Here is a 23,468-nt window from a genome sequence, read left to right on the forward strand (position 1 = left end):
TAGCGGCGCTACCAGTCCGCCTCGTCGTAGGTGACGACGCCGCGGATGTTCTTCCCGTCGAGCATGTCCTGGTAGCCGGAGTTGATGTCCTCGAGCCGGTAGGTCTTGCTGACCATGTCGTCGATGTTGAGCAGGCCGGACCTGTACAGCCCGACAAGCTTGGGCGTCTCGATGTGGCTGCTGCCGCCGCCGAAGATGTTGCCCTTCAGCGACTTCTGCAACATCGTGAACAGGAACAGGTTGAGCTTGACGTCGACGTCCATCATCGACCCCATGCCCGTCACCACGCAGGTACCGGTCTTGGTGGTCAGGGTCAACGCCTCTTCGATGTACTCGCCCTTCATGTCGCCTACGGCGATGATGGTCTTGTCGGCCATGATGCCGTGGGTGAGGTCGATGACGGGTGCGATCGCCTCGGCCATTGACGGGTAGGCATGGGTGGCGCCGAACTTGATGGCCTGGTCGCGTTTCCATTCGTTCGGGTCGATCGCGATGACGTTGCGGGCGCCGGCGATCACCGCGCCCTGCAGCGCGCTCATGCCGATGCCGCCGACGCCGACGATCACGACGGTCTCGCCGGGTTTCACTTCGGCGACGTTGGTGGCCGACCCGAAGCCCGTCGGCACCGCGCAGCCCAGCAGGGCCGCCGACTCGAACGGAATGTCCTTGTCGATCTTGACGACCGAGTCCTTGTGCACGGTCATGTACGGCGCAAAGGTGCCGAGCAGGTTCATCGGCGACACCTCGGTGGTACCGGCGTGCACCCGCGAAGTTCCGTCGGCGATGGCCTTGCCGCCGAGCAGCACCGCGCCGCGGTCGCACAGCGAGCGGTAACCCTTGAGGCACGGCGGGCATTCGCCGCACGCGGGGATGAACGCGAGGATGACGTGATCGCCCTCCGCCAGGCCGGTGACGTTGCGGCCGACCTTGGTGATGACGCCCGCGCCCTCGTGGCCGCCGAGCGCCGGCAGCGCGATCGGGGTGGCGCCGGTAGTCAGGTGGTAGTCGGAGTGGCACATGCCCGCGGCGTGCAGGCGGATCTGGACCTCATCGGCGACGGGGTCACCGATCTCGATCTCGTCGATGCGGAACGGCGAGTTGAGCTCCCAGAGAAGCGCGCCTTTGGTTCTCATGGAGGCTGACTATAGAACACGTTGCAGAACAGGTGTCAAAGAGCCCGCTGACCTGCGGGTTAAGGCGCTTACCCGCGTTGTCGAGCGGCCCTTATCGTGCGGATTCTTGTCGATTGCGTGGCATAACTGGCCACTCGGCGATCAGAGCGAAGTGGGAAGGCCGAACTTCTCGAACGACGTCATATGGAACGCCACCACGTGCGTGATGCCGTCACGCCCGACGTCGAGAACATGCATCTGAAACGGCTCGTGGACGCCGGTCTCCCGATTGATCATGTACAGCGCGCCGGCCGGCTGACCGTTCGCGGTGGTCTGCACGAACCGCATGTCCCCGGGGCCCTCCGCCGGGCAGTGCGTCTTCGACAACTGCACGATGTCCTGCGGGCCTTGGTACCAGCCGTCGAACGGCGGCATCTCCCACACGGCGTCCGCGGTGAACAACTCGACCAGCTTGTCGATGTCGTAGCTCTCGAACGCAGCGATGTAGCGCGTCAGCAGATCCTGCGCCTCCGGCGTCTCCGGCGGCTGCAGCTGGTCGTCCTCACTCGGGCCGACGGCATCCAGTTGCGCACGCGCCCGCTGCAGAAGGCTGTTGACGGCCGCGGTGGAAGCGCCGATCGCATCCGCGACCTCGGCGGCCTTCCACTGCAGTACCTCACGCAGCACCAGCACCGCGCGCTGCCGCGGCGACAGATGCTGCAGTGCCGCGACGAACGCCAACCGCACGGATTCACGCGAGCCCACGATGTTCGACGGGTCGGTCGAATCGTCGGGGAGCGGCTCCAGCCAGGGCACCTCGTCGCGCGCGACGATGTCGTCGACCGGATCCGAACTCGGCGCGCCGAGCCCGGTCGGCAGCGGCCGCCGCTGTCGGCCTTCGAGCGCCGTCAGGCTGGTGTTGGTGGCGATCCGGTACAGCCACGTCCGCACCGACGATTTGCCCTGGAATCCGTCGTACGACTTCCACGCGCGCAGATAGGTTTCCTGCACCAGGTCCTCGGCATCATGCAGGGAGCCGGTCATCCGGTAACAGTGCGCGAGCAACTCGCGGCGGTACCGCTGCGCGTCGGCCAGGAAGGCATCCTGGGCGCTTCTGTCGTCGACATCGTGGGCCAGCACCGTCACGTCGCCGAGCTTAATCAGTGGGTATGACAAACGGATAGTCTCGGCGAGTGGCCACTACCCGCAGCGAACACACTTTCGCCGGTGTCGGCGGCGCGCGCATCGTCTATGACGTCTGGACCCCCGAGGGTGACCCCCGCGGTGTGGTCGTGCTCTGTCACGGATACGCCGAGCACGCCCGCCGCTACGACCACGTCGCGGCCCGGTTCGGCGAGGCCGGACTGGTCACCTATGCCCTCGACCTGCGCGGCCACGGCCGGTCCGGTGGCAAGCGGGTGTATCTGCGCAACATCGGCGAATACACCGAGGACTTCCGCAGCCTGGTCGGCCTCGCCGCCGCCGAGCACCCACAACTGCCGCGGATAGTCGTCGGCCACAGCATGGGCGGCGGGGTCGTGTTCGCCTACGGCGTCGAGCACCCCGGCGACTACACCGCGATGGTCTTGTCCGGGCCTGCCGTCTACGCGCAGGACGCGGTGTCGTCGTTCATGATCGCCGTCGCCAAGGTCGTCGGCAGCATCCTGCCGGGCCTGCCCGTCGAACAGCTGCCGACCGAAGCGGTGTCCCGCGACCCCGAGGTCGTGGCCGCCTACATGGCCGACCCGATGGTGCATCACGGCAAGCTGCCCGCGGGCATCGCCAAGGCGCTGATCAAGGTGGGCGAATCCATGCCGCAGCGGGCCTCTGCGCTCACCGCGCCGCTGTTGGTTGTGCATGGCGAGCAGGACAAGCTGATCCCCGTCGCCGGCAGCCGCCACCTGTTGGAATGCGTCGGCTCCAGCGACGCGCACCTGAAGGTCTATCCCGAGCTGTACCACGAGGTGTTCAACGAGCCCGAGCGCGACCTGGTGCTCGACGACGTCACCTCGTGGATCGAGGCCAAGCTTTGAAAGGCGTTGCCGCCGGCCTTCTTTCACTCGCCCTTACGCTGGCCGCGTGCTCGTCGTCGGGTCAGACCCAATGGGTCGACGAGGAGGTCACCTTCACCGCCGACGGCCTGACGGTCCACGGCACCTACCGGCATCCGTCCGGCGAGACGCCGGGTCCCGCCGCGCTGCTGATCTCCGAAAGCGGCGCCACCGACCGCAACGGCGACAACCAGGTCGCCGGCCCGGTCGGCAACATGCGCCAACTCGCCGAACTGCTGTCCGACCGCGACGTCGCAAGCCTGCGTTACGACAAGATCGGCACCGGCAAGACCGGTCTGGGTCCCTACGCGCAGCGGCCCACCGAGGTGGTCAGCGCCGTGTACACCTCCGGCGCGAAGGCCGCCGTTCGCTATTTGGCCGGTCAGCCCCGCACCGACGGCGACCGCATCTCGGTCTACGCGCTGGGAGAGGGCGCCATCCACGCGATGCAGTTGGCCGGCGACACCGGTCCCGATGCGCCGAAGATCCACTCGCTGGGCCTCTTTCAGCCCCTGCCCGGCCGCTACCTGGACATCATCACCAACCGCGTGCGCGCCAACGCCAGCCCCGCGGCCCTGTCGACGTGGCTTAAGGCCGTCGACGAGGTCCGGACGAAGGGGACTGTGCCCCCGAACCTCCCCGAGGGTCTCGGCGCGCTGCTCAACCCCGGCAACGTCAACGCCGTCATCCAGGCCGACAAGATCGACCCGCTGACGCTGGCGGCCGACATTCCGGCGGGCACGCCGGTCCTGCTCACCTGCTCGGACTCCGACGGTCAGGCCGACTGCACCGCGATCAAGCCACTCGCCGATGCGCTGCGCCACACCGCGCTGACGCTGGTGGAACTCGAGGGCGTCAACCACGTGCTGCGCGACGACCCGAGCGACAACGTCGCCAATTACGCCTCACAAGATCCGCTTTCTCCACAGGTGGTCGAAGCGCTGAACGGGTTTGTCGCCGAATAGCCCTAATCTGGCGCCATGAGGATCCGAAGACGACCGCGAGCGAGGATCGCTGGGCCCACGCCCGAAGGGCAGGGGATGAGGAACGAGCGAGGAGCGGGACGAGCGGGAGTCGAGGCATGACCGACGACAAGATGCTGGCCCGCATCGCCGCCCTGCTGCGTCAGGCCGAGGGCACCGACAACCCGCACGAGGCCGATGCGTTCATGGCCGCCGCGCAGCGGTTGGCGACGGCGACCTCGATCGACCTCGCCGTCGCCCGGTCGCATTCCGAGTTGCGCACCAAGGCGCAGATGCCGGTGCAGCGGACCATCACGATCGGCAACGCGGGCACCAGAGGCCTGCGCACCTTTGCGCAGTTGTTCACGGTGATCGCGCTTGCCAACGACGTGAAGTGCGACGTCGCGTCGAATTCGACGTTCGTCTACGCCTACGGCTTTCCCGAGGACATCGACGCCAGCCACGCGCTCTATGCCAGCCTGGTGATGCAGATGGTCCGCGCTTCGCAGGGCTACATCGCCTCCGGTGCGCATCGGCCGACGCCGACGATCACCGCGCGGATCAACTTCCAGTTGGCGTTCGGCGCGCGCATCGGGCAGCGGCTGGCGCAGGCCCGCGAACAGGCCCGCGACGAGGCCACCAGCAGCCGCGACAGTCGGCCGGGAACCGCGATCGCGTTGCGCGACAAGGATCTCGAGTTACGCGACTTCTACCGCAAATCCTCGGAGGCGCGGGGAACCTGGCGGGCCACCAGCGCGACCGCCGGCTACTCCTCGGCCGCCCGGCGCGCGGGTGACCGGGCCGGGCGCAACGCCAGGCTCGGACCCAGCACCGAACTCGCGGGGGCGCGCTCGGCGCTGGACGGAAGTCGGCGCCGCAGCGCCTCCGGGGAGAAGTGACCGGCCGCGACATCCAACGCGCGAAGGTCTACGCCGCCGAGGAGTTCGTGCGCACACTGTTCGACCGGGCGGCCGAGCACGGCAACCGCGCCGTGCAATTCTTCGGCACCTCGCTCACGCTGCCACCGGAGGCGCGGTTTGCGTCGGTGGAATCGGTGCAGCGCTATGTCGACGACGTGCTGACGTTGGCGGCGGTGCGGCGACGGTGGCCGCACGCGGCGCCGCTGGCCGTGCGGGCCAGACGCGGAGCCGCCGCCGCGCACTACGAAGGCGGCGAGGACGGCGCCGTCATCGCGGTGCCCGAAGTTGGGACCCGCTGGGCGCTGCGTGAGCTGGTCGTTCTGCACGAGGTCGCACATCACCTCTGTACGGTTCCGCCCCCGCACGGGCCCGAATTCGCCGCGACCTTCTGCGACCTCGCCGACGCGGTGATGGGTCCAGAGGTCGCCCACGTGTTGCGCGTGGTATACGCGAAAGAAGGTGTGCGCTAACGGTTTTCGCCGCTGGGGTCGCCGGCGATATCAGCGACGGCGGCGTCGATGCGCTCACGGTCCGCCTCGATTGAGGCGCTGGCCGCGGCGTTGACGTTCTGCAGCGCCTCGTTGAGACGCCGCTGCACGGTCTCGACACCGAGGCGCAGCAGGCCATCCTCGATGAACACGCCCGTCAGGTGGTGGTGACCGTTCAACGTCACCTCGACGGTCCCCGTTTCGTCTGCGGCCGTGAAGGTTTGAGTGCTCATCCGGTGCAGCTGATCGTCCATGATCGACTGCAGCCGCTGCGCTTGCTGCAGCACGGCGGCGACTTCGGGGTGCATCTCATCGGTCACGTGGCGTCCTTGACCCCGCCGCCCCCGCCGCCGTCGCCGACGTCCCTGCGCCGGCGGTTGCCGATGACGGCCTCGGTCCAAGGCCGGTCCTCGGTGTACAGGTCCTCGTCGGGGGCCAACCGCGGATCGCGCCGCTTCTCCTGGCCCTGCTGCGCGCCCGCACCGTGGCCCATCGGCGCCATGCCGCCGCCCATGACCCCGGCGGTGCGGTCCGCCGAGGGGCCCGCCGTCGCGCTGGCCGTGGCCGGCGTCGTCGGCGCGGGCGCCACCGTCTCGGCCGTCACCGGCGCCGACATCGGTGTCGCCGGCATGTCGCCACCGCCACCGCCGGAGCCGCCGCCGGACCCACCGCCACCGGAGGCCGCAGCGGGCCGCAGGCTCGGATCGGTCGGCAGTTTCGGAGTCGACGGTGCGCCACCGGACGGCCCGCTCGGCGTGCCCGCGCCGGCACCACTGCCTCCGGTCGGCGCGCCACCGCCCGAGGGCGCGCCGCCACCGGTGGGGGCACCGCCGCGCGCCCCGCCGCCGGGTTGGCGTTCCGCCGCGGCCGTTCGCGGCTGCCCCTGGGGCGCGGCCGTCGTCTCGGCCATACCCGCGGGATCTCCGCCGGGCCGCCCACCGCCACCGCCGCCGCCGCCGGCCATGGCCGCACCCTCGGCGTCGCCGCGCGACGGCATGGCCGGGCGGACGGGTGAGAACGTCGCATCGCCGGCATATTGCCGGCGCACTTCGTCGGAGCGCTGCTGCAGCTCCTGCATCCGCTTCTGGACCTTCGCCATCTCGTTCTGCGTCGCGACGGAGTTGCTCGGGGTCATCTGCGCGGCGAGCTGGCGCAGCTGCGTTTCCAGCGTGACGTACTCGCTGTGGATACCCGTGTGCTCGCTCTTCGCGTTGTCGTGCGCCTCAAGGACTTTGGCGGCCGATTCGGCCAGCTCCCGCCAGCCTTCGGCGAGCTGCTGAAGCCAGCCGCCGAACTCCGCCATCCGGGCGTAGGCCGCGTCGGCCGCGGCGCCCTCCCAGTCGCCGGCCGGCGGACGCGGCGCGTTGCCTCTGATCCGGGTGGCCGCCACGCTCCACTGCAGCATCGCCGTCTTCAACGACGCGCCGTTGTCCCCGGCGCTCAGGTCGACCTGCGTCTTGTGCACATCGCTGTAGCCGTCGGCGTCGAGGCTCCGCGGCGCTCCGACGGGTGTCGGGAGAGGGGGCGGCGGCGTCGACGGGGCGGGCACCGTGATCGCTTCCACCGCGGCCCGGCGCTCGGGGTCCTCGATCACCCTGCCGTAGGTCTCGTCGACTTTGGTGTAGGCGTCGGCCGCGATCTGCAGCATCTCGGCGATGCGTTGGTTCTCCGCTTCGGCCCACCGCTGGAAGCCGAGCAGCGACTGGGCGTTGTCGTTGAGGTTGGCGACCGCGGCGGCCGACGAGGGCAGCGCGTCGGGCGGCACCACCGCTTCGGCGGCGGGGTTGTGCCAGTTCTGGCTCTGCATCTCGGCGGACTGCCTGGTGAGTTCCACCGGGTCGACCCGCTGTACCTCGCCCATGGCTATCCCTTTGTCCGCATGGCGATCTCAGCCCTCGAGGACCATCTGGTAGCGGCTTTCCTCCCGCGGGTTGATCAGCCGGATCGGGAGCTGGCGGTGACGTGGAGTGTCGATGAAGTTGTCGCGCAAGATGACTCGGCCGACGCCGGCATGCGGGCCGAGGTAGGTCGTCGCGTTGGGCCAGACAACTTTGGCCTCTTCACCGATCCGCGCATTGACGAACCCGGCGAACTCGGTGAACTGCGGCAGCAGGGTGATGACGGCGCCCGCCGCCGCCGAGCGCACGATGAACTGGGTGAACAGTCGCGCATCGCCGAGGTTGATGCTCACGTCGACATCATCGAACGGCATGTAGACCGGGTAGCGGTCGGCGGTCTCGCCGACCAGCACCCCGGCCGATCCGATCGGGAGTTCGTAGTGGCGGTCATTGACCGGGCTGATGCCGTACAGCGCCGCCCGCTGACCACCGAACAGGCACGAAAAGCCCCGCGGCGTCGTGGGGTTGGCCAACGTCGTCAACAGCACCGTCGACGTGGGGGCTTCTCCGGGCCGGATCCGGACCCTGGTGATCGTGTGGTCGGCGCGTGCCGACCACCACACATCTGGACCGCCGGGTGCGCTGTAGGCGGCGGTGAACGTGCTGCGCCCCTTGATCGCCGACCACATCTCGCGCTCGAAGCTGATCTCGGTGGCCCGGTCGAGGTCGTCGAAGCTGCGCGCCGGGCGAGCGTCGATTCCGTTGCCGGCCAACTGGTCTGCGATTCGCGTCGCCGAAGCCACCAGGTAGCGGGCCAGTCCCGCGACGCCGGAGTCGCGGCGCTGCGACGACTTGCGGGTGGTCTCCGGGTCGGCCCGCAACACGATCCATGTCCGCCGATTGGCCGGTGCCGGATAGGGGCCGACCACCTGCTCGTACAGCGAAACCAGCGTCGCCGGAGCGGTTTTGCCTACCCGGTAGCCCGAGGACACCACGTCGGCTTGGAGATCCGGGCAGTGCGCCGCGACGAGTTGCTCGACCAGCCGGGTGTCGAGAACGTCGTCGGTGAACGCCGCCCCGTTGACGATCACCGTCGGGGTGAAAGGGCGGGGCACCAACTCGATGGCCGACACCAGGTACTCGTCCTGCCACCGCACCGCGACGTGGTCACCCGGCATCACCGTGGCGCCCACCGCGGGCTCCGACGGCCGCGTCGGCACATTGCGGTGCCGCCGGCGCCAGGCGAACACCGCCGCGACCCATCCGGTGACCCGTCGACCGCGGATCGTCACCACGGAACCGAGCGCGATCAGCACCGCGAGCGTGATCCCGAGCCAGAGCAGGTCCAGGCTGGCGAACAAGAGAATGCCGGCCGGGATCAGCGCCGCCGCCCAGATCATGTGGCCCGTCGTGAACCGCAGCCCGAAGATGCCGAGGATCTTGTTCATCGGCGCCTCAGTGCGCGACGAGCCAGGGCGCCGAGACCCAGGACCGCCGCGAGCACGGCCCCCGCAATGACGACCGCGGTGATCGGGCCGCGATCCGGCGGAGGGGTGAACACCGGCGGCGGGATCTCCTTGACCTTGTACGGCGCACGTTCCGGGCCCGCGGGCACGTCCCACGTCAGTGCCGCGACCGGGTCGATGGGCCCGGCGCCGACGTAGTTGTCGGCGCCCCCACCGGGGTGGCGCGCCGTGGCGGTGATGCGGTTGATGATCTGGGCCGGCGTCAGTGCCGGGAAGCGTTGTTTGAGCAGCGCGGCCAATCCGGAGACGTAAGCCGCCGCGAACGATGTCCCGCTGATGGGGATCGGACCGTCCTGGCCGTGCAACGCGTTGACCGGATTGCCGTCATAGCCGAGCGCGATCAAATTCTCGGCCGGGGCGGCGGCGCCCACCCAGGGACCCGACATCGAGAACGAGCTCGGCTGGCCGGTCGGACCGATGCCGCCGACGGTCAGCACGAGCGGCGAGTACCACGCCGGGCTGACGATCGTCTGCACCTGCTTCCAGCCGCGCGGATCCGCCGGGACCGCCGGGTCCGGCGGCGGGTTCTGTGCGCAATCCTGACCGGTGTTGCCCGCGGCGACGATGACGACCGCACCCTTGACGTTGACCGCGTAGTTGATCGCGGCGCCGAGGCCGGTCTCGTTGATCGGGCGGGTGACCTTGTAGCACGCGGCTTCGCTGATGTTGATGACCTGCGCGCCGAGGTTCGCCGCGTGCACCACCGCCCGGGCCAGGCTGCGCAGCGACCCGGCGGTCTGCGTGGTGTTGGGATCGTTGGGGTCCTGGCGCGAGCCGACCGGTTGGAACGCCTCGGAGGTCTGCCGCAGCGACAGGATGCGGGCATCGGGTGCGACGCCGACGAATCCGTCCGTCGGCCCGGCCCGTCCCGCGATGATCGACGCGGTCAGCGTGCCGTGGGCGTCACAGTCCGACATCCCGTTGCCGGCCTGGTCGACGAAGTCTCCGCCGGGTTCGGCAGGCACCCGCGGTGAGCCGATGACACCGGTGTCGATCACCGCGACGGTGACGCCCGCACCGGTCGCGAACTTCCGCGCCTCCGACAGCCGCAGATAGTCATTTGCCCACGGCCGGTCGACGAAATTCGAGTTGGGAAACGTCGTCGGCGCCGAGCAGACGCGACGCTGTTCCATCGGCTGGTCGGGCCCGGTCTGATCGGGTGGCACGGCCGCGGGATCGATAGCCGGTGGCTCGATCGCGGTGGCCGCGGGGGCGCTGAACAAGGCCAGCAGCAGCGCCGCCATCAGCGCGACGACGCGCGCGAAGATGCGCTGCACGCGCTACGCACCTCCCTGGCACGAGGACCGCCGGGCAGTGTGCTGGAAGTTGCGGAGCAAACTGCGCACCGCCCACTGAGCGGCGCAAACTCTCACGTCACGCCAATCGGCCGATTGCACGCAGCCAATCTTAAGGGGCGGTCGGGGTGGGTCATTGCGCTATCTGTCCCCGGTGGCCGGCCCGCGCCGGCGCCGAGGGGACCTGTCGTGCTGCGACCCTCGTCAGGGGACGGCGGTGTCCAAGCCGTCGATGTCGAGGGTGATCGCGCCGGCCGGATCGGCGCGGAACTTTCCGCTGCCGGCCGCGTTGGCCAACCCGCCGGTGCCGGATGCGATCCGCACGTCGGCGCTGGCGACACCATCGCTATAGGAGCCGTCGTGCAACAACACGAGGCTGCCCGGGTTGCCGCCGATGGTGCCCGTGATGTGCTCGATGCCCACGAACAGCGCGCTCTTGTCTGGCGCGTAGGCCAACAGCCACTTCGTCGTCGACGTGCCCTTGATGTCGCCGTTGTAGCGTTTGGCGACCAGGGCCTCGGTCAGTTTGGTGGCGTCGTCGCCGTCCTCGAATGGCGTCTCATCCCAGCTGCCGATCTCGAAAGTCGCCTCGATATGTCTACTCATGGGGGGCGGATACCCGATCGGCGGGCCGGGTGAACCGAGAGGCCGACAGGCGGGGCCGCCAGCCACTGTGATAGTCAAGGCATCACGGTCGCGTTGCGTCCGATAGCAGGTCAAACTATAGTCTGGACACATGTCCAGAAGGTTCGGAGTTGTTGCGTGACACGATTCGTCCAGCTCACCGGCCCTGGATATATCCGCTTTAGTGCATCGGCGTGAGTTGAAGATGCGCATCGCCCTGTTGTCGTACCGGAGCAAGACCCACTGTGGTGGGCAAGGCGTGTACGTCCGCTACCTCAGCCGCGGTCTCGCCGACCTGGGCCACGACGTCGAGGTGTTCTCCGGTCAGCCCTATCCGGAAGACCTCGACCCCCGGGTCCGGCTGACCGAGGTGCCGAGCCTGGATCTGTACCGCGAACCCGATCCGTTCCGCATTCCGTGGCCGACCGAGATCAAGACCTCCATCGACCTACTCGAGCTGTTGACCACCTGGACGGCGGGCTTCCCGGAGCCGCGCACGTTCAGCCTGCGCGCCGCTCGCGTGCTGGCCGAGCGCCGCGACGAGTTCGATGTGGTGCACGACAACCAGTGCCTCGGCACCGGCTTACGCAAAATCGCTGCCCTCGGGCTTCCGGTGGTGGCCACGGTGCATCATCCGATCACCCGCGACAAGGTGGTCGACATCGCCGCCGCCAAGTGGTGGCGCAAGCCGCTGGTGCGACGGTGGTACGGCTTCGCCGAGATGCAGAAGCAGGTCGCCTGCGAGATCCCCGAACTGCTCACGGTGTCATCGACCTCGGCGGCCGACATCTCCGAGGACTTCGGTGTTGCGCCGGATCAGTTGCACGTCGTGCCGCTGGGGGTGGACACGGCGATGTTCAAACCGGCCGAACAGCGCGTGCGCAACCGGATCATCGCGATCGCCAGCGCCGATGTGCCGCTCAAGGGGGTCCGGCACCTGCTGCACGCGGTCGCGCGGTTACGCGTCGAGCGCGACCTCGAACTGCAGCTGGTCGCCAAGCTCGAACCGAACGGCCCGACCGAGAAGCTCATCGCCGAACTCGGCATCTCCGACATCGTGCACAGCTCGAGCGGGCTGTCCGACCGGGAGTTGGCCGACCTGCTCGCCTCGGCCGAAGTGGCCTGCATCCCTTCGCTTTACGAAGGCTTCTCGCTACCTGCCGTGGAAGCGATGGCCAGCGGTACACCGATCGTCGCCAGCCGTGCCGGTGCGTTGCCGGAGGTGGTCGGCGCCGACGGCGAATGCGCCCGGCTGGTGCGGCCCGCAGACGTCGAGGAGCTGACCGCGGTGCTCGGCGACCTGCTCGATTCCCCGCGCGAACTGGCCCGCCTCGGCGCCAACGGACGCAAGCGCGCGCTCGAGGTGTTCAGTTGGCAATCCGTTGCGGCGCAGACGGTTGCGGTGTACGAGCAGGCTCGGAACCGGGTCGGCGCATGCTGACGGTGGACTTCGACCGCCTCGGGGTGGGCGCGGGCACGAAGGTGATCGACGTGGGCTGCGGCGCCGGCCGGCACAGCTTCGAGGCGTACCGGCGCGGCGCGGACGTCGTGGCCTTCGACCAGAACGCGGCCGACCTCAACGACGTCGACGAGATCCTGACCGCAATGCGCGAGCAGGGCGAGGCGCCGCCGACGGCGAAGGCCGAGGCGGTCAAGGGCGATGCGCTCGATCTGCCCTATACCGACGGCACTTTCGACTGCGTGATCGCCTCGGAAATTCTCGAGCACGTGCCCGAGGACGAGAAGGTGATCGCCGAACTGGTCCGGGTGCTCAAGCCGGGCGGAACGCTGGCGATCACGGTGCCCCGCTGGCTTCCGGAGAAGCTCTGCTGGGTGCTCTCCGACGAATACCACGCCAACGAGGGCGGGCATGTGCGCATCTATCACGCCGACCGCCTACGCGACAAGGTGCTCGCCCACGGCCTGCGACTCGAGCACACCCACCACGCGCACGCCCTGCACGCCCCGTATTGGTGGCTGAAATGTGCAGTGGGAACCGATAATTCGGATCACGTCGCGGTCAAGGCGTACCACCGCATGCTGGTGTGGGACATGATGAGCCGGCCGTGGCTGACCCGGACGGCCGAGTCGCTGTTGAACCCGCTGATCGGCAAGAGTGTCGCGCTGTACTTCGACAAACCGGCGGTCGTCGGTGCTGATACCTAAACTCGACGGCGTTCCCGGCGTCCCGGGTGTCTTGACGCCCGAGCAGTGCCGGCAGACCGCGAAGTCGATTGCGGCGACACAGGAATCCTCGGGCGCGCTTCCGTGGTTCGACGGTGGCCACACCGATCCCTGGGACCACATCGAGAACGCGATGGCGCTGACCGCCGCCGGTCTGCTGGAACCGGCGCGCGCTGCATTCGAGTGGTCGCGCACGACCCAGCGGCCCGACGGATCCTGGCCCATCCAGTTGCGCAACGGCGTCATCGAAGATGCCAACAGCGACAGCAACTTCTGCGCCTACATCGCGACAGGCGTCTGGCACCACGTGCTGACCACCGGCGACCGCCGATTTGCCGAGACGATGTGGCCGGTGGTCGCCAAGGCCATCGACTTCGTCCTCGGCATGCAGCTCGAAGGTGGTGAGATCGCCTGGGCGAGAAGCCCTTCGGCGATCGAGCCCGACGCGTTGTTGACCGGGTGCGCGAGCATCTACCACAGCATCCGGTGCGCGTTGGCGCTCGCGGACTACTTCGACGACCCGCAGCCCGAATGGGAGGTGGCCGTCGGCCGGCTCGGCCATGCGATAGCCCACCACCCCGAGGCGTTCACGGTGAAGGACCGCTGGTCGATGGAGTGGTACTACCCGGTGCTCGGCGGCGCCGTGCGCGGTGCGGCGGCGACGGCTCGCATCGACGAACGGTGGCACGACTTCGTGGTACCCGGCCTCGGGATCCGCTGTGTCGACGACCGGCCGTGGGTGACCGGCGCCGAAACCTGCGAGCTCGTCCTGGCTTTGGATGCGATGGGGGACACGGTCCGCGCTCGTGAACAGTTCGCCGCAATGCACCATCTACGCGAGGACGACGGTTCCTACTGGACGGGCCTGGTGTTCGCCGACGGCAAGCGCTGGCCGGAGGAACGCACGACGTGGACCGGTGCTGCGATGATCCTCGCCGCCGATGCGCTGTCCTGCACCACGGCGGCCAGCGGCCTTTTCCGGGGCGACGACCTACCCCGCGGCCTCGAGGGCGAATACGACTGCGAGTGCGCGACGAGCGACCGCTGACTACAGCGGCTCGCCGACCACGCCTTGTGTCCGCTCCAGCACCCGCATGGATCCGGTTGCCGAGACTTCGCGGAAGTTGTTGCCGTCCAAGGCCCGCCGGTAGATGTGGAATGGCGCCTGCCCGCCTTCCTCGGGGCCGGGGAAGACGTCGTGGATGACGAGCGCGCCGCCCACCTCCACCCACTTCGCCCAGCCGGCGAAGTCGCGCTGCGCGGCCTCCTCGGTGTGGCCGCCGTCGATGAACAACAGGCGCAACGGCGTTCGCCAACCGCGCGCGACGACCGGTGACCTGCCGACCACCGCGACGACGTGGTCGTCCAGGCCTGCGGCGTCCAGCGTGTGCCGCGCCGTCGGCAACGTGTCGAACAGGCCGGTGACCGCATCGACCATCGAGGCGTCGTGATACTCCCAACCGGGCTGGTGTTCCTCGGAACCGTGGTGGTGGTCGACGGTGTAGAGCACGCCGCCGGTCTGCTGTGCGGCCGCGCCGAGTAGCACGGTCGACTTGCCGCAGTAGGTTCCGATCTCGACGCCGATGCCGTCGCCGAGATACTTCACGGCCGCATCGAACAGGGCGCGGCCCTCGTCGGCGGGCATGAAACCGGTCACCTGCTCGGCCAGGGCGAAGAGTTCATCGGTGGTACGCATCGTTGTCAATCTATCCGGCGCCGGCACGACGATTCATTGCTGGTGCCGGTTCGTTGTAGTAGCGTCCGGACATGTGTCCGACACGGCCCTGGAGTCGACCCGGCGCCGTCTGACCGCCAAGCAGGCGGACACCGTGGACCGCCTCGGCCGGGCCGCGGTCGAACTCCTCGGCCGCGAGGGCTTCGCTGGTCTCACCGTGCGCCGGGTGGCCGCCGACGCGGGCGTCGGGGCGGCCACCGCCTACACCTACTTCTCCTCCAAGGAGCACCTCGTCGCCGAGGTGTTCTGGCGACGGCTTTCGGCGTCGCCGCCGGCCGCGCACGAGTCGGACGATCCCGCCGCCCGCGTCATCGAGGTGCTGCGGCACATCTCGCTGCTGGTCGCCGATGAACCCGAGTTCGCCGGCGCGGTGACGACCGCGCTGTTGGGCCGCGACCCCGACGTCGAGGTGCTGCGGCTGCGCATCGGCCGCGAGATCCGCGCCCGACTGGCCGCGGCGCTGGGCTCCGACGTCGATGCCGACGTCATCGACTCGCTCGAGATGCTGTACTCCGGCGCGCTGGTCCGCGCAGGCATGGGCTACGCGTCGTACACCGAGATCGCGGAGCGGCTGGAGAAATCCGCGCGGTTGATCCTGAGCTGACCGTCAGCGCGAGCCGAGAATCGCCTCGGACGCGGTGATCGCGGGCTCGACGATCCCCCGCAGGTCGCGGCCGTCCTCGACGAACAACGCGGTCAGCTCGCGCAGGCCGCCCAGCAGGATTAGCGCCAGCGGCCGCGAGATCGCGGGCAGTTGCGCACGCAGAAACCCGGGGCTGCCGCTGAGATCGACGAGCATGTCGGTCAGGTGCTCCATGGCCAGCCGATGCAACGGCTGGGCGGCGATGCCCAGCGCGGGCGCCTCGCGGATCCAGGTCAGCGTGATCGCCGGACGCGCCGCGATGTGGTCGACGTACGCGGTCACCGCCTGCCGAATCTGGTCATGCCAGTCATCTTCCGGCCGTGTCGCCGCCCGGATGCTCGCGATCAGATCCTCGTTGTTGCGGCGCAGCAACTCGATCAGGCATTCGGCCTTGCTCGGAAACTGCTCGTAGAAGGTCCGCTTGGAGGTGCGGGCGTGCCGCACGATGTCGGCCACCGTGGTGTCGCGGTAGCCGCGCTCGTTGATGGAGGCGGCCAGGCCGTCGAGAACGCGATCGCGGAACGGGTCGGCGACGGTGGTAGCGCCGTTGTCGAGCGCTGACGTCATCTCGCCTCCAGACCCTTGCGACAACTGGTACCAACCGGTACCGTACATCACACACCCGCGGTACATCGTAGTACCGAGATATGGCTGGGAGCGTCATGAGCGAAGTCACGGTCATCAAGGGCACAGCAACGCCCGCCGAAGCCACGCCGTCCCGCGCGGTCAGGCTGCCGCCGCAGGCAAAGATCCCCAAGCCCGTACTGGGCGCCGCATTCTCCATCTCACGGCGGTGGACCGTCGCCCAGATCGCCCGCCGCTACGGGCCCGTGTTCACGCTGAACCTTCCGGTGTTCGGGCGCACGGTCGTCATCGGCGACCCACAGCTGGCCAAGCAGCTGTGCATGGCCAACACCGACGACGTCGGCAACATCCAGCCGAATCTGTCCCGGGTGCTCGGGCCCGGCTCGGTGTTCGCGCTCGACGGAGCTGAGCACCGCCGTCGCCGCCGGCTGCTGACCCCGCCGTTCCACGGCAAGAGCATCAAGAACTACGAGCGCATCTTCGAAGAGGAGACACTGCGGGAATCGGCGAACTGGCCGACGGGGCAAGCGTTTCCGAGCCTCGAGCCGATGATGCGGATCACGCTCAATGCGATTCTGCGCGCCGTGTTCGGTGCCGACGGTGAACACCTCGACGAACTGCGCCGCATCATCCCGCCCTGGGTGACGCTCGGTTCCCGGGTGTCGACGCTGCCCACCCCGTCGCGAACCTACGGCCGGTTCAGCCCGTGGGGCCGGCTGGCCGAATATCGCAGACAGTACGACGCGGTCATCGACAAGCTGATCGACTGGGTCACCGCCGACCCGAACTTCGAGAGCCGCGACGATGTGCTGGCACTGCTGCTGCGCAGCACGTACGAAGACGGTACGGCGATGTCGCGCAACGATATCGGCGACGAGTTGCTGACCCTGCTGGCTGCGGGGCACGAGACCACCGCGTCAACCCTGGCATGGGCCTTCGAGCGGATCACCCGGCATCCGGAGGTACTGACGAAGCTGGTCGACGAAGCCGGCACCGGCGACAACGAGTACCGGCAGGCCACCATCCTGGAGGTGCAGCGGGCCCGGACGGTCATCGACTTCGCGGGCAGGCACGTCTACTCGCCGACATTCGAAATCGGTGATTGGGTTGTACCGCAGGGGTATTCGATGCTGGCCAGCATTTCGCTGATGCACGACCGTGGCGAGGAATTCCCCGGCCCCGATCGCTTCGATCCGCAGCGCTTCCTCGATGGCCGGCCCCCGACGTTCGCGTTCATCCCGTTCGGCGGGGGCACCAGGCGCTGCGTCGGCGCCGTGTTCGCCAATGTCGAGATGGACGTGGTGCTACGGACGGTGCTGCGCCACTTCGTGATCGACACCACCACGGCTCCCGCGGAGAAGGTGCACTCCCGCGGTGTGGCCTACACCCCGAAGGACGGCGGCCGCATCGTGGTGCACCGCCGAGAGACGCCGCTCGCCTAGGAGGAACCGATGACGAACGCCGCCGTAGCCAAGCAGGACGCAGCGGTCGCACCCGGCAGGACGCCCCCGGCGGTGCCGCTACCCAAGCCCGTTCAGCTGGTGCTCATGGCGGCGTTCCGCCGCTGGTATCTGGCCAAGGCCATCAAGCGGTACGGGCAGGTGTTCGCGATCAATGTGCCGTTCTTCGGTCGCAGCGTGGTGGTCGCCGATCCCGCGCTGCTGCGGCAGGTCTACCTCGCGAGCACCGACGACCTGATCAACGTGCAACCGAACCTCAGCCGGATCTTCGGTCCCGGTTCGGTTTTCGCCCTCGACGGTGTCGAGCACCGTAAGCGCCGCAAGCTGCTCGCCCCACCGTTTCACGGTCAGAGCATCAAGAACTACGAGAAGATCATCGAGGAGGAGACACTCCGCGAGACGGCGACCTGGCCCGAAGGCGTCGAGTTCCCCACCCTCGAGCCGATGAACAGGATCACGCTGAACGTCATCCTGCGCACGGTGTTCGGGGCCGACGGAGCCGAACTCGACTTTCTGCGAGAGATCATCCCGCCGTGGGCCAAGCTGGGCTCCCGCATGGCGACCCTGCCCGAACCGCCGTTCAGCACCGGACGGTTCAGTCCGTGGGGACGGCTGGCGACCTTCCGCCGCCACTTCGACCGCACCGTCTTCGCGTTGATCGACAAGGCCGAAGCCGATCCCGCGCGTGATGAGCGCACCGACATCCTGGCGCTGTTGCTGCGCAGCACCTACGAGGACGGCACGCCGATGTCGCGCCAGGACGTCTCCGACGAACTGCTCACGCTGTTGGGGGCCGGCCACGAAACGACCGCATCGACGCTGGGCTGGGCCTTCGAGCGGCTGCGCCGTCATCCCGAGGTGCTCGCCGAGCTGGTCAGGGAGAACGACGAGGGTGGCAACGAGTACCGCCAGGCGTTCATCAACGAACTGCAACGCAACCGCACCGTCATCGACTTCTCCGGACGCCACGTCGCCGCACCGCATTTCGACCTCGGCGAATGGCGGATTCCGCACGGCTACACCGTGATGGTGGCGCTGGCGAACATCCACGCCAACGCCGAGGTCTTCCCCGACCCCGAGCGCTTCGACCCGAACCGCTTCCTGGGGAAGCGACCACCGACGGCGTGGGTGCCTTTCGGTGGCGGCACCCGCCGGTGCATCGGGGCGGCGTTCGCCAACGTCGAAATGGACGTCGTGCTACGAACGGTGCTGCGACACTTCGTGATCGAGACCGACCGCGCCCCCGATGAGAAGGTGCACTTCCGCGGGATCGCGTTCACGCCGAAGGACGGCGGCCGGGTCGTGGTGCGACACCGGACTTAGCGCGAGCTGGGGCCACGGCTGCTCGGCGGGTTACTGGCTGGCCGTTTCGCGCTTGGGCAGCTTCCAGCCCGGACGCGGGAAGTGGCAGGTGTAGCCGTTCGGGAACCGCTCCAGGTAGTCCTGGTGTTCGGGCTCGGCCTCCCAGAAGTCGCTCGCCGGTGTCACCTCGGTGACGACCTTGCCGGGCCACAGGCCGGAGGCGTCGACGTCGGCGATGGTGTCGAGCGCGATGCGCTTCTGCTCGTCGTCGAGGTAGAAGATCGCCGACCGGTAGCTGGTGCCGACGTCGTTGCCCTGCCGGTTCTTGGTGGTCGGATCGTGGATCTGGAAGAAGAACTCCAGCAGCGCCCGGTAGTCGGTCTGCGCCGGGTCGTAGACGATCTCGATCGCCTCGGCATGGCCGGGATGGTTGCGGTAGGTGGCGTTGGCGTTCTCGCCGCCGGTGTAGCCGACGCGCGTCGACACCACTCCGGGCTGCTTGCGGATCAGATCCTGCATGCCCCAGAAGCAACCGCCCGCCAGGATGGCCGTCTTGGTGGTGCTCATGCCGCTCCTTCACTGTCGAACACTGTCGAGACAATTTCTGTATACAACCCATAGTGCCTGTCGACGATTACGGTTGGGTGATGCGCACAGTCGCGGCCGCTATCGGGGTCGCCGTGCTGGCCGGGTGGGCCGCACCGGCGGCATCTGCGGAGACCGCGGTGCTCCCCGAACGGCCCGGCTACCAGGGTGTCGTCTTCGCCGACAACCCGGCGATCGTCGACGCCCATCCCATGCGCGCTGAGTCGTTCAGCCGATCCGAAGACGACCGCGTGATCGCGGTGCATTTCACCACGGGCACGCCGCAGTGCTACGGCGTGCACGCGACGGTCCAGGAGACTCCCGACGTCGTGACCGTCGCGCTGCGCGGCGGCACGCTTCCCGAAGCCGTTGGCCGCGCGTGCATCATGATCGCCGTGTCGGGTACCCTCGACATCGCACTGCAGCATCCGCTGGGCGCCCGGCAGGTGCTGACCGCGTTCTGACACTCGACAAACGTCAGTAGAACGTGTTCTAGTTCTGGTTGTGACGAGCAGCACCTTCAGCCGTGACGAACTCGCCGCGGCGTTCGAGAAGTTCGAGGCCACGGTCGACCGCGCCGCCCAGACGAGAGACTGGGATCCCTGGGTTGAGCAGTACACCCCCGACGTCGTCTACGTCGAGCACGCGGCGGGCACCATGCGCGGCCGCGAGGAGGTTCGGGCCTGGATCTGGAAGACCATGGAGACGTTCCCCGGCAGCTACATGACGTCGTTCCCGTCACTGTGGGCGGTCTTCGACGAGCCGACCGGCCGAGTCATCTGCGAGCTCGACAACCCGATGCGCGATCCCGGCGACGGCACCATCATCAGCGCCACCAACCTCTCGATCCTCACCTACGCAGGCGACGGGCTGTGGCGTCGGCAGGAGGACGTCTACAACCCCCTGCGGTTCGTCAAGGCGACGGTCAAATGGTGTAACAAGGCCGCCGAACTGGGCACGCTGCCCGACGAGGCGGCGAGTTGGATGCGCCAGTACGGAGGCGGCCGGTGAGCAAGCTGGTCATCGGGGCCAACGGTTTCCTCGGCTCGCACGTCACCAGGCAGTTGGTCGGCGACGGGCACGACGTCCGCGTCATGGTCCGGCCGAACGCGAACACGACGGGCATCGACGATTTGTCCGTGGCACGGTTCCACGGCGACATCTGGGACGACGACACGTTGCGCGCCGCCATGACCGGAGTCGACGACGTGTACTACTGCGTCGTCGACACCCGCGGCTGGCTCACGGACCCCGCCCCGCTGTTTCACACCAACGTCGACGGCACCCGCAATGTGCTCGAGATCGCGAAGGACATGAACCTGCACCGGTTCGTCTACACGAGCAGCTACGTGACGGTCGGACGCCGGCGCGGGCATGTGGCCACTGAGGACGACACGATCGTCGACAAGGGGCTGACACCGTACGTGCGGTCGCGCGTCCAGGCCGAGACGCTGGTGTTGCGGTACGCGCGTGAACACGGCCTGCCCGCTGTGGCGATGTGCGTATCGACGACCTACGGCAGCGGCGACTGGGGCCGTACCCCGCACGGCGCGATCATCGCCGGAGCGGCGTTCGGCAAGCTGCCGTTCGTGATGGGCGGCATCGAGCTCGAGGCCGTCGGCGTCGACGACGCCGCGCGCGCCATGATCCTGGCCGCCGAACGCGGCCGTGTCGGCGAGCGTTACCTGATCTCGGAGAAGATGATCACCAATGCCGAGGTCGTCCGCATCGCGGCCGAGGCGGCGGGGATGCCGGCGCCGACGAAGTCGATCCCGCTGCCGGTCTCGTACGCGATGGCCACGATGGGCACCGTGAAGTCGCGGCTGACCGGCACCGACGAGAAGCTGTCGCTGGAGTCGCTGCGGCTGATGCGTGCCGAGGCGCCGGTGGACTGCAGCAAGGCCAGACGCGAACTCGGCTGGGAGCCAAGGCCGGTCGAAGAGTCGATCCGGGAGGCGGCACGGTTCTGGGCCACCCTGCGGGACGCGCGACGCAAGAGCAAGGCCGGCTGAACGGCGCGCCGACGCGTGTTCAACTGCTGGCGTTGTCGATTCGATCGCGACTAGCGTCGCAGAGATGCCCGACAAACTGCATGTCGATCTGTCCGGTGCGCCGCAGACCATGCTGGCGACCTTCTACGCCAAGGCGCTCGATGCCGATCTACCCGCGCCCATCCTCGGTGACCGGTTCGCCAAGGACATCGTGGACCGGATCGACTACGACTGGTCGAAGACATCGATCACCGCGGCCAATTCAGCGTCGGTGACCACTCGCAGCGCCCACTTCGACACGTGGGCGCGCCAATTCCTGGCGGTGCATCCCGAAGCCGTCGTGCTGCATCTGGGATGTGGGCTGGATGCGCGCGCGTTCCGAGTGGATCCCGGGCCGGGCGTCGACTGGTTTGACATCGACTATCCCGACGTCGCCGATCTGCGTAAGCAGCTCTACCCCGAGCGTGAGCACTACCGCGTCATCGCCGCATCGGTCACCGATCCGGCGTGGCTGACCGAAATACCCTCCGACCGACCGGCTTTGATGATCGGCGAGGGCCTGACCATGTACCTGACCGAGGCGGACGGCGTTGCGCTGCTGCGGCGCATCGTCGACGGTTTCCCGTCCGGCGAACTGCATTTCGACGCATTCAACCGACTCGGCATCCGGTCGCAGTGGATGAACGCGGTGGTGCGGCGCGCAGGCGCGACGCTGTACTGGGGTATCGACGGTCCCGACGACATCATCGAGGCGGTGCCCGGCGTCCGGTTGCTGGCCTGGATGTCGCCGTTCGACCCGCCGTCGTTCCGTGCAGTCGCGTGGTATTACCGGGCGTTGGGTCGGGCGATGTCGTTGCTGCCGTCGCTGCGTTACATGGCGCAGTATCACCGCTACGCGTTCTGAGCGTTGCGGTCGAAACTGAAGATCGGATTCGCGAGCACAAGCTCAGTCTCGGCGGCTAGCGAACGTTGAGTTCGGCGATCACCTCGGCGTACAGCCGCGCCTTGATCGTGCCGAACACCGCGCCGGCCTTCGCGGCCAATGCCTGCGCCCGGTCGACCGCCGCGTCGACCACGTCCGCCTCACCCGCGGTCTGCGCGACGATCCCCGCCGCGAGCGCGTCATCACCGCCGTAGCGTCGCGCGGTCGTCATCGCCTCGTGCGCGGTGGCGATCGGCAGCCGGGACCGGATGAGCGCGTTCATCCCCGCGGTGAACGGGATGCCGAGGTCGACCTCCGGTAGGCAGAGGTCGACCTCCGGTAGGCAGAAGTAGCCGCGGTCGGCGCGCATGACGATCAGGTCGTGAGCCAGCGCCAGCATCGCTCCCGCGGCGAACGCGTGGCCCTGCACCGCTGCGACGATCGGTGCCGGGAAGGCCAGCACGCGGGCGAACAGGGCATGCACGTCGGCCAGATTCGCTTCTGCGGCATCCGGATTGGCCGCCATGAAGTCCAGGTCGAGCCCGTTGGAGTAGAACTTGCCCTCGCCCGTCGTGACCACGGCCTTCGGTCCGTCGGTGGCCTCCACCTCGTCGAGAGCCGAATTGATCGCCGCCAACCTGTCCGGGTGGAAGCGGTTCTCGTCGGCACCGAGGGTCAGTACGAACACCGCGCCGCGTTTGTGCAGATCGGCCATCGGCTACCGCGATCCCTCGGCTTTTTCCTTCAACCGCTGCAGCGTCCGGCGGATGTGCTCGGCGTTGGCGGCTTCGCGGTCTTTCACGCCGGTGGCCCAACCGGCCGGCACCCGAAACCAGCCGGGCCGCCGATCCCACGTCCGCTCGGTCACCGCGCATCCGCCGTCGGTCGCGGTGATGTCATAGCGCCAGTGTGCGACCGGAATCACCGCACTGCGCACATCGAACGCGAAGGCCCTGCCGGGTTCGGCGGCGGTGACGGTGCAGGTGGTGGTCCAGGTGCGTGACCCGTTGCGGTTATGGCCCCGAAACACCGCACCCGGCCGCGCCGCATCGCCCTTGCGCCACTCCATCGCATGCGCCTCCTCGGCCAGCGATGCCAGCGTCGGTAGGTCGGTGATCAACCGGTACACCGTGTCGGGGTCGGCGTCGATGGTGACTTCTGCCTGTGCGGTGGCCGGACCTGTTTCGCTCATGCGCCGATCCTAGGGCGGACCGGTCAGAACGTAGTACGACAAATCAGGAATCC

Annotated in this window: 26 protein-coding genes; 14 read left to right on the forward strand and 12 right to left on the reverse strand. The window is 68.3% G+C overall.

Features of this window, described 5'->3' with window-relative positions; translation table 11 throughout:
• Positions 1-8: 8 nt before the first annotated feature.
• Positions 9-1,133, reverse strand: a complete 1,125-nt coding sequence (locus AU185_RS02020) for an NDMA-dependent alcohol dehydrogenase (RefSeq protein ID WP_059100637.1) — start codon at positions 1,131-1,133, stop codon at positions 9-11.
• A gap of 141 nt (positions 1,134-1,274) precedes the next feature.
• Positions 1,275-2,258 (reverse strand): sigma-70 family RNA polymerase sigma factor, encoded by a 984-nt coding sequence (locus AU185_RS02025; RefSeq protein WP_502687978.1) that lies wholly within the window; start codon positions 2,256-2,258, stop codon positions 1,275-1,277.
• Positions 2,259-2,305: 47 nt separating this feature from the next.
• Between AU185_RS02025 and AU185_RS02030 the strand changes: the two genes are divergently transcribed.
• From AU185_RS02030 to AU185_RS02045, 4 genes are all read left to right on the forward strand, one after another.
• Positions 2,306-3,145 carry an alpha/beta hydrolase gene (locus AU185_RS02030; RefSeq protein ID WP_059100639.1) on the forward strand — a complete coding sequence of 280 codons (840 nt, stop codon included), beginning with the start codon at positions 2,306-2,308 and terminating at the stop codon, positions 3,143-3,145.
• Complete coding sequence (locus AU185_RS02035; protein ID WP_156425359.1) at positions 3,124-4,128, forward strand: alpha/beta hydrolase family protein; 1,005 nt, start codon at positions 3,124-3,126, stop codon at positions 4,126-4,128. The genes AU185_RS02030 and AU185_RS02035 overlap by 22 nt, the downstream gene beginning before the upstream one ends.
• A gap of 116 nt (positions 4,129-4,244) precedes the next feature.
• Positions 4,245-5,024 carry a DUF2786 domain-containing protein gene (locus tag AU185_RS02040; protein ID WP_059100641.1) on the forward strand — a complete coding sequence of 260 codons (780 nt, stop codon included), beginning with the start codon at positions 4,245-4,247 and terminating at the stop codon, positions 5,022-5,024.
• Positions 5,021-5,515 (forward strand): TIGR04338 family metallohydrolase, encoded by a 495-nt coding sequence (locus AU185_RS02045; RefSeq protein WP_059100642.1) that lies wholly within the window; start codon positions 5,021-5,023, stop codon positions 5,513-5,515. Before AU185_RS02040 ends, AU185_RS02045 begins: the two co-directional genes overlap by 4 nt.
• On the opposite strand, the gene AU185_RS02050 is transcribed toward AU185_RS02045, so the two are convergent.
• From AU185_RS02050 to AU185_RS02070, 5 genes are all read right to left on the reverse strand, one after another.
• The gene (locus tag AU185_RS02050) at positions 5,512-5,853 is read right to left on the reverse strand and encodes a YbaB/EbfC family nucleoid-associated protein (RefSeq protein WP_059100643.1); all 342 of its coding nucleotides are present in this window, start codon (positions 5,851-5,853) and stop codon (positions 5,512-5,514) included. The two genes, AU185_RS02045 and AU185_RS02050, sit on opposite strands and share 4 nt — an antisense overlap.
• Positions 5,850-7,394, reverse strand: a complete 1,545-nt coding sequence (locus AU185_RS02055; RefSeq protein WP_059100644.1) for a PPE domain-containing protein — start codon at positions 7,392-7,394, stop codon at positions 5,850-5,852. Before AU185_RS02055 ends, AU185_RS02050 begins: the two co-directional genes overlap by 4 nt.
• Before the next feature lie 27 nt (positions 7,395-7,421).
• Positions 7,422-8,819: a type VII secretion protein EccE gene (gene eccE / locus AU185_RS02060; RefSeq protein WP_059100645.1), complete on the reverse strand. Its 1,398-nt coding sequence runs from the start codon at positions 8,817-8,819 to the stop codon at positions 7,422-7,424.
• On the reverse strand, positions 8,816-10,174 hold the full coding sequence (gene mycP / locus AU185_RS02065; RefSeq protein ID WP_502687721.1) for a type VII secretion-associated serine protease mycosin: 1,359 nt from the start codon (positions 10,172-10,174) through the stop codon (positions 8,816-8,818). Before mycP ends, eccE begins: the two co-directional genes overlap by 4 nt.
• Positions 10,175-10,396: 222 nt before the next feature.
• Complete coding sequence (locus AU185_RS02070) at positions 10,397-10,798, reverse strand: DUF3224 domain-containing protein (RefSeq protein WP_059100646.1); 402 nt, start codon at positions 10,796-10,798, stop codon at positions 10,397-10,399.
• 223 nt (positions 10,799-11,021) lie between these two features.
• Here AU185_RS02070 and manT point away from each other — a divergent pair, with 223 nt between their 5' ends.
• Genes manT through mmpH form a run of 3 tightly spaced genes read left to right on the forward strand, consistent with a single transcriptional unit; the run spans position 11,022 to position 14,048 of the window.
• Positions 11,022-12,257 carry an MMP alpha-(1->4)-mannosyltransferase gene (gene manT / locus AU185_RS02075; protein ID WP_059100784.1) on the forward strand — a complete coding sequence of 412 codons (1,236 nt, stop codon included), beginning with the start codon at positions 11,022-11,024 and terminating at the stop codon, positions 12,255-12,257.
• Positions 12,251-12,982 carry a class I SAM-dependent methyltransferase gene (locus AU185_RS02080; RefSeq protein ID WP_059100785.1) on the forward strand — a complete coding sequence of 244 codons (732 nt, stop codon included), beginning with the start codon at positions 12,251-12,253 and terminating at the stop codon, positions 12,980-12,982. The genes manT and AU185_RS02080 overlap by 7 nt, the downstream gene beginning before the upstream one ends.
• Complete coding sequence (gene mmpH / locus AU185_RS02085; RefSeq protein WP_059100647.1) at positions 12,969-14,048, forward strand: MMP endo-(1,4)-3-O-methyl-alpha-D-mannosidase; 1,080 nt, start codon at positions 12,969-12,971, stop codon at positions 14,046-14,048. Before AU185_RS02080 ends, mmpH begins: the two co-directional genes overlap by 14 nt.
• On the opposite strand, the gene AU185_RS02090 is transcribed toward mmpH, so the two are convergent.
• Positions 14,049-14,696, reverse strand: a complete 648-nt coding sequence (locus tag AU185_RS02090; RefSeq protein ID WP_082683694.1) for a class I SAM-dependent methyltransferase — start codon at positions 14,694-14,696, stop codon at positions 14,049-14,051.
• A 73-nt stretch (positions 14,697-14,769) separates the two neighbouring features.
• Between AU185_RS02090 and AU185_RS02095 the strand changes: the two genes are divergently transcribed.
• Positions 14,770-15,339: a TetR/AcrR family transcriptional regulator gene (locus tag AU185_RS02095; protein ID WP_059100649.1), complete on the forward strand. Its 570-nt coding sequence runs from the start codon at positions 14,770-14,772 to the stop codon at positions 15,337-15,339.
• Between the two features lie 3 nt (positions 15,340-15,342).
• Here the strand turns inward: AU185_RS02095 and AU185_RS02100 are convergent, their stop codons facing one another.
• Positions 15,343-15,945 (reverse strand): TetR/AcrR family transcriptional regulator, encoded by a 603-nt coding sequence (locus AU185_RS02100; protein WP_059100786.1) that lies wholly within the window; start codon positions 15,943-15,945, stop codon positions 15,343-15,345.
• Between the two features lie 95 nt (positions 15,946-16,040).
• On the opposite strand from AU185_RS02100, the gene AU185_RS02105 reads away from it, so the two are divergent.
• Both AU185_RS02105 and AU185_RS02110 read left to right on the forward strand, forming a co-directional pair.
• A complete protein-coding gene (locus AU185_RS02105; protein ID WP_059100650.1) occupies positions 16,041-17,405 on the forward strand; it encodes a cytochrome P450 in 1,365 nt (454 codons plus the stop codon).
• 9 nt (positions 17,406-17,414) lie between these two features.
• Positions 17,415-18,746 carry a cytochrome P450 gene (locus AU185_RS02110; RefSeq protein ID WP_059100651.1) on the forward strand — a complete coding sequence of 444 codons (1,332 nt, stop codon included), beginning with the start codon at positions 17,415-17,417 and terminating at the stop codon, positions 18,744-18,746.
• A 30-nt stretch (positions 18,747-18,776) separates the two neighbouring features.
• Here the strand turns inward: AU185_RS02110 and msrA are convergent, their stop codons facing one another.
• Complete coding sequence (gene msrA / locus AU185_RS02115) at positions 18,777-19,292, reverse strand: peptide-methionine (S)-S-oxide reductase MsrA (RefSeq protein ID WP_059100652.1); 516 nt, start codon at positions 19,290-19,292, stop codon at positions 18,777-18,779.
• Between the two features lie 80 nt (positions 19,293-19,372).
• Here msrA and AU185_RS02120 point away from each other — a divergent pair, with 80 nt between their 5' ends.
• From AU185_RS02120 to AU185_RS02135, 4 genes are all read left to right on the forward strand, one after another.
• Positions 19,373-19,774 carry a hypothetical protein gene (locus AU185_RS02120; protein ID WP_059100787.1) on the forward strand — a complete coding sequence of 134 codons (402 nt, stop codon included), beginning with the start codon at positions 19,373-19,375 and terminating at the stop codon, positions 19,772-19,774.
• A 40-nt stretch (positions 19,775-19,814) separates the two neighbouring features.
• Positions 19,815-20,321 carry a nuclear transport factor 2 family protein gene (locus AU185_RS02125; protein ID WP_059100653.1) on the forward strand — a complete coding sequence of 169 codons (507 nt, stop codon included), beginning with the start codon at positions 19,815-19,817 and terminating at the stop codon, positions 20,319-20,321.
• Positions 20,318-21,322: an NAD-dependent epimerase/dehydratase family protein gene (locus AU185_RS02130; protein WP_059100654.1), complete on the forward strand. Its 1,005-nt coding sequence runs from the start codon at positions 20,318-20,320 to the stop codon at positions 21,320-21,322. The genes AU185_RS02125 and AU185_RS02130 overlap by 4 nt, the downstream gene beginning before the upstream one ends.
• A 64-nt stretch (positions 21,323-21,386) precedes the next feature.
• Positions 21,387-22,205, forward strand: coding sequence for a class I SAM-dependent methyltransferase (locus AU185_RS02135; RefSeq protein ID WP_059100655.1), 819 nt, complete (start codon positions 21,387-21,389; stop codon positions 22,203-22,205).
• A gap of 55 nt (positions 22,206-22,260) precedes the next feature.
• Here the strand turns inward: AU185_RS02135 and AU185_RS02140 are convergent, their stop codons facing one another.
• Together AU185_RS02140 and AU185_RS02145 are read right to left on the reverse strand one after the other, a co-directional pair.
• Positions 22,261-22,938 (reverse strand): enoyl-CoA hydratase-related protein, encoded by a 678-nt coding sequence (locus AU185_RS02140; RefSeq protein WP_059100656.1) that lies wholly within the window; start codon positions 22,936-22,938, stop codon positions 22,261-22,263.
• 3 nt (positions 22,939-22,941) lie between these two features.
• Positions 22,942-23,415, reverse strand: coding sequence for an SRPBCC family protein (locus tag AU185_RS02145; protein ID WP_059100657.1), 474 nt, complete (start codon positions 23,413-23,415; stop codon positions 22,942-22,944).
• Positions 23,416-23,468 lie beyond the last annotated feature (53 nt).

Source organism: Mycobacterium sp. GA-0227b, assembly GCF_001499855.1.
Lineage (GTDB): Bacteria > Actinomycetota > Actinomycetes > Mycobacteriales > Mycobacteriaceae > Mycobacterium.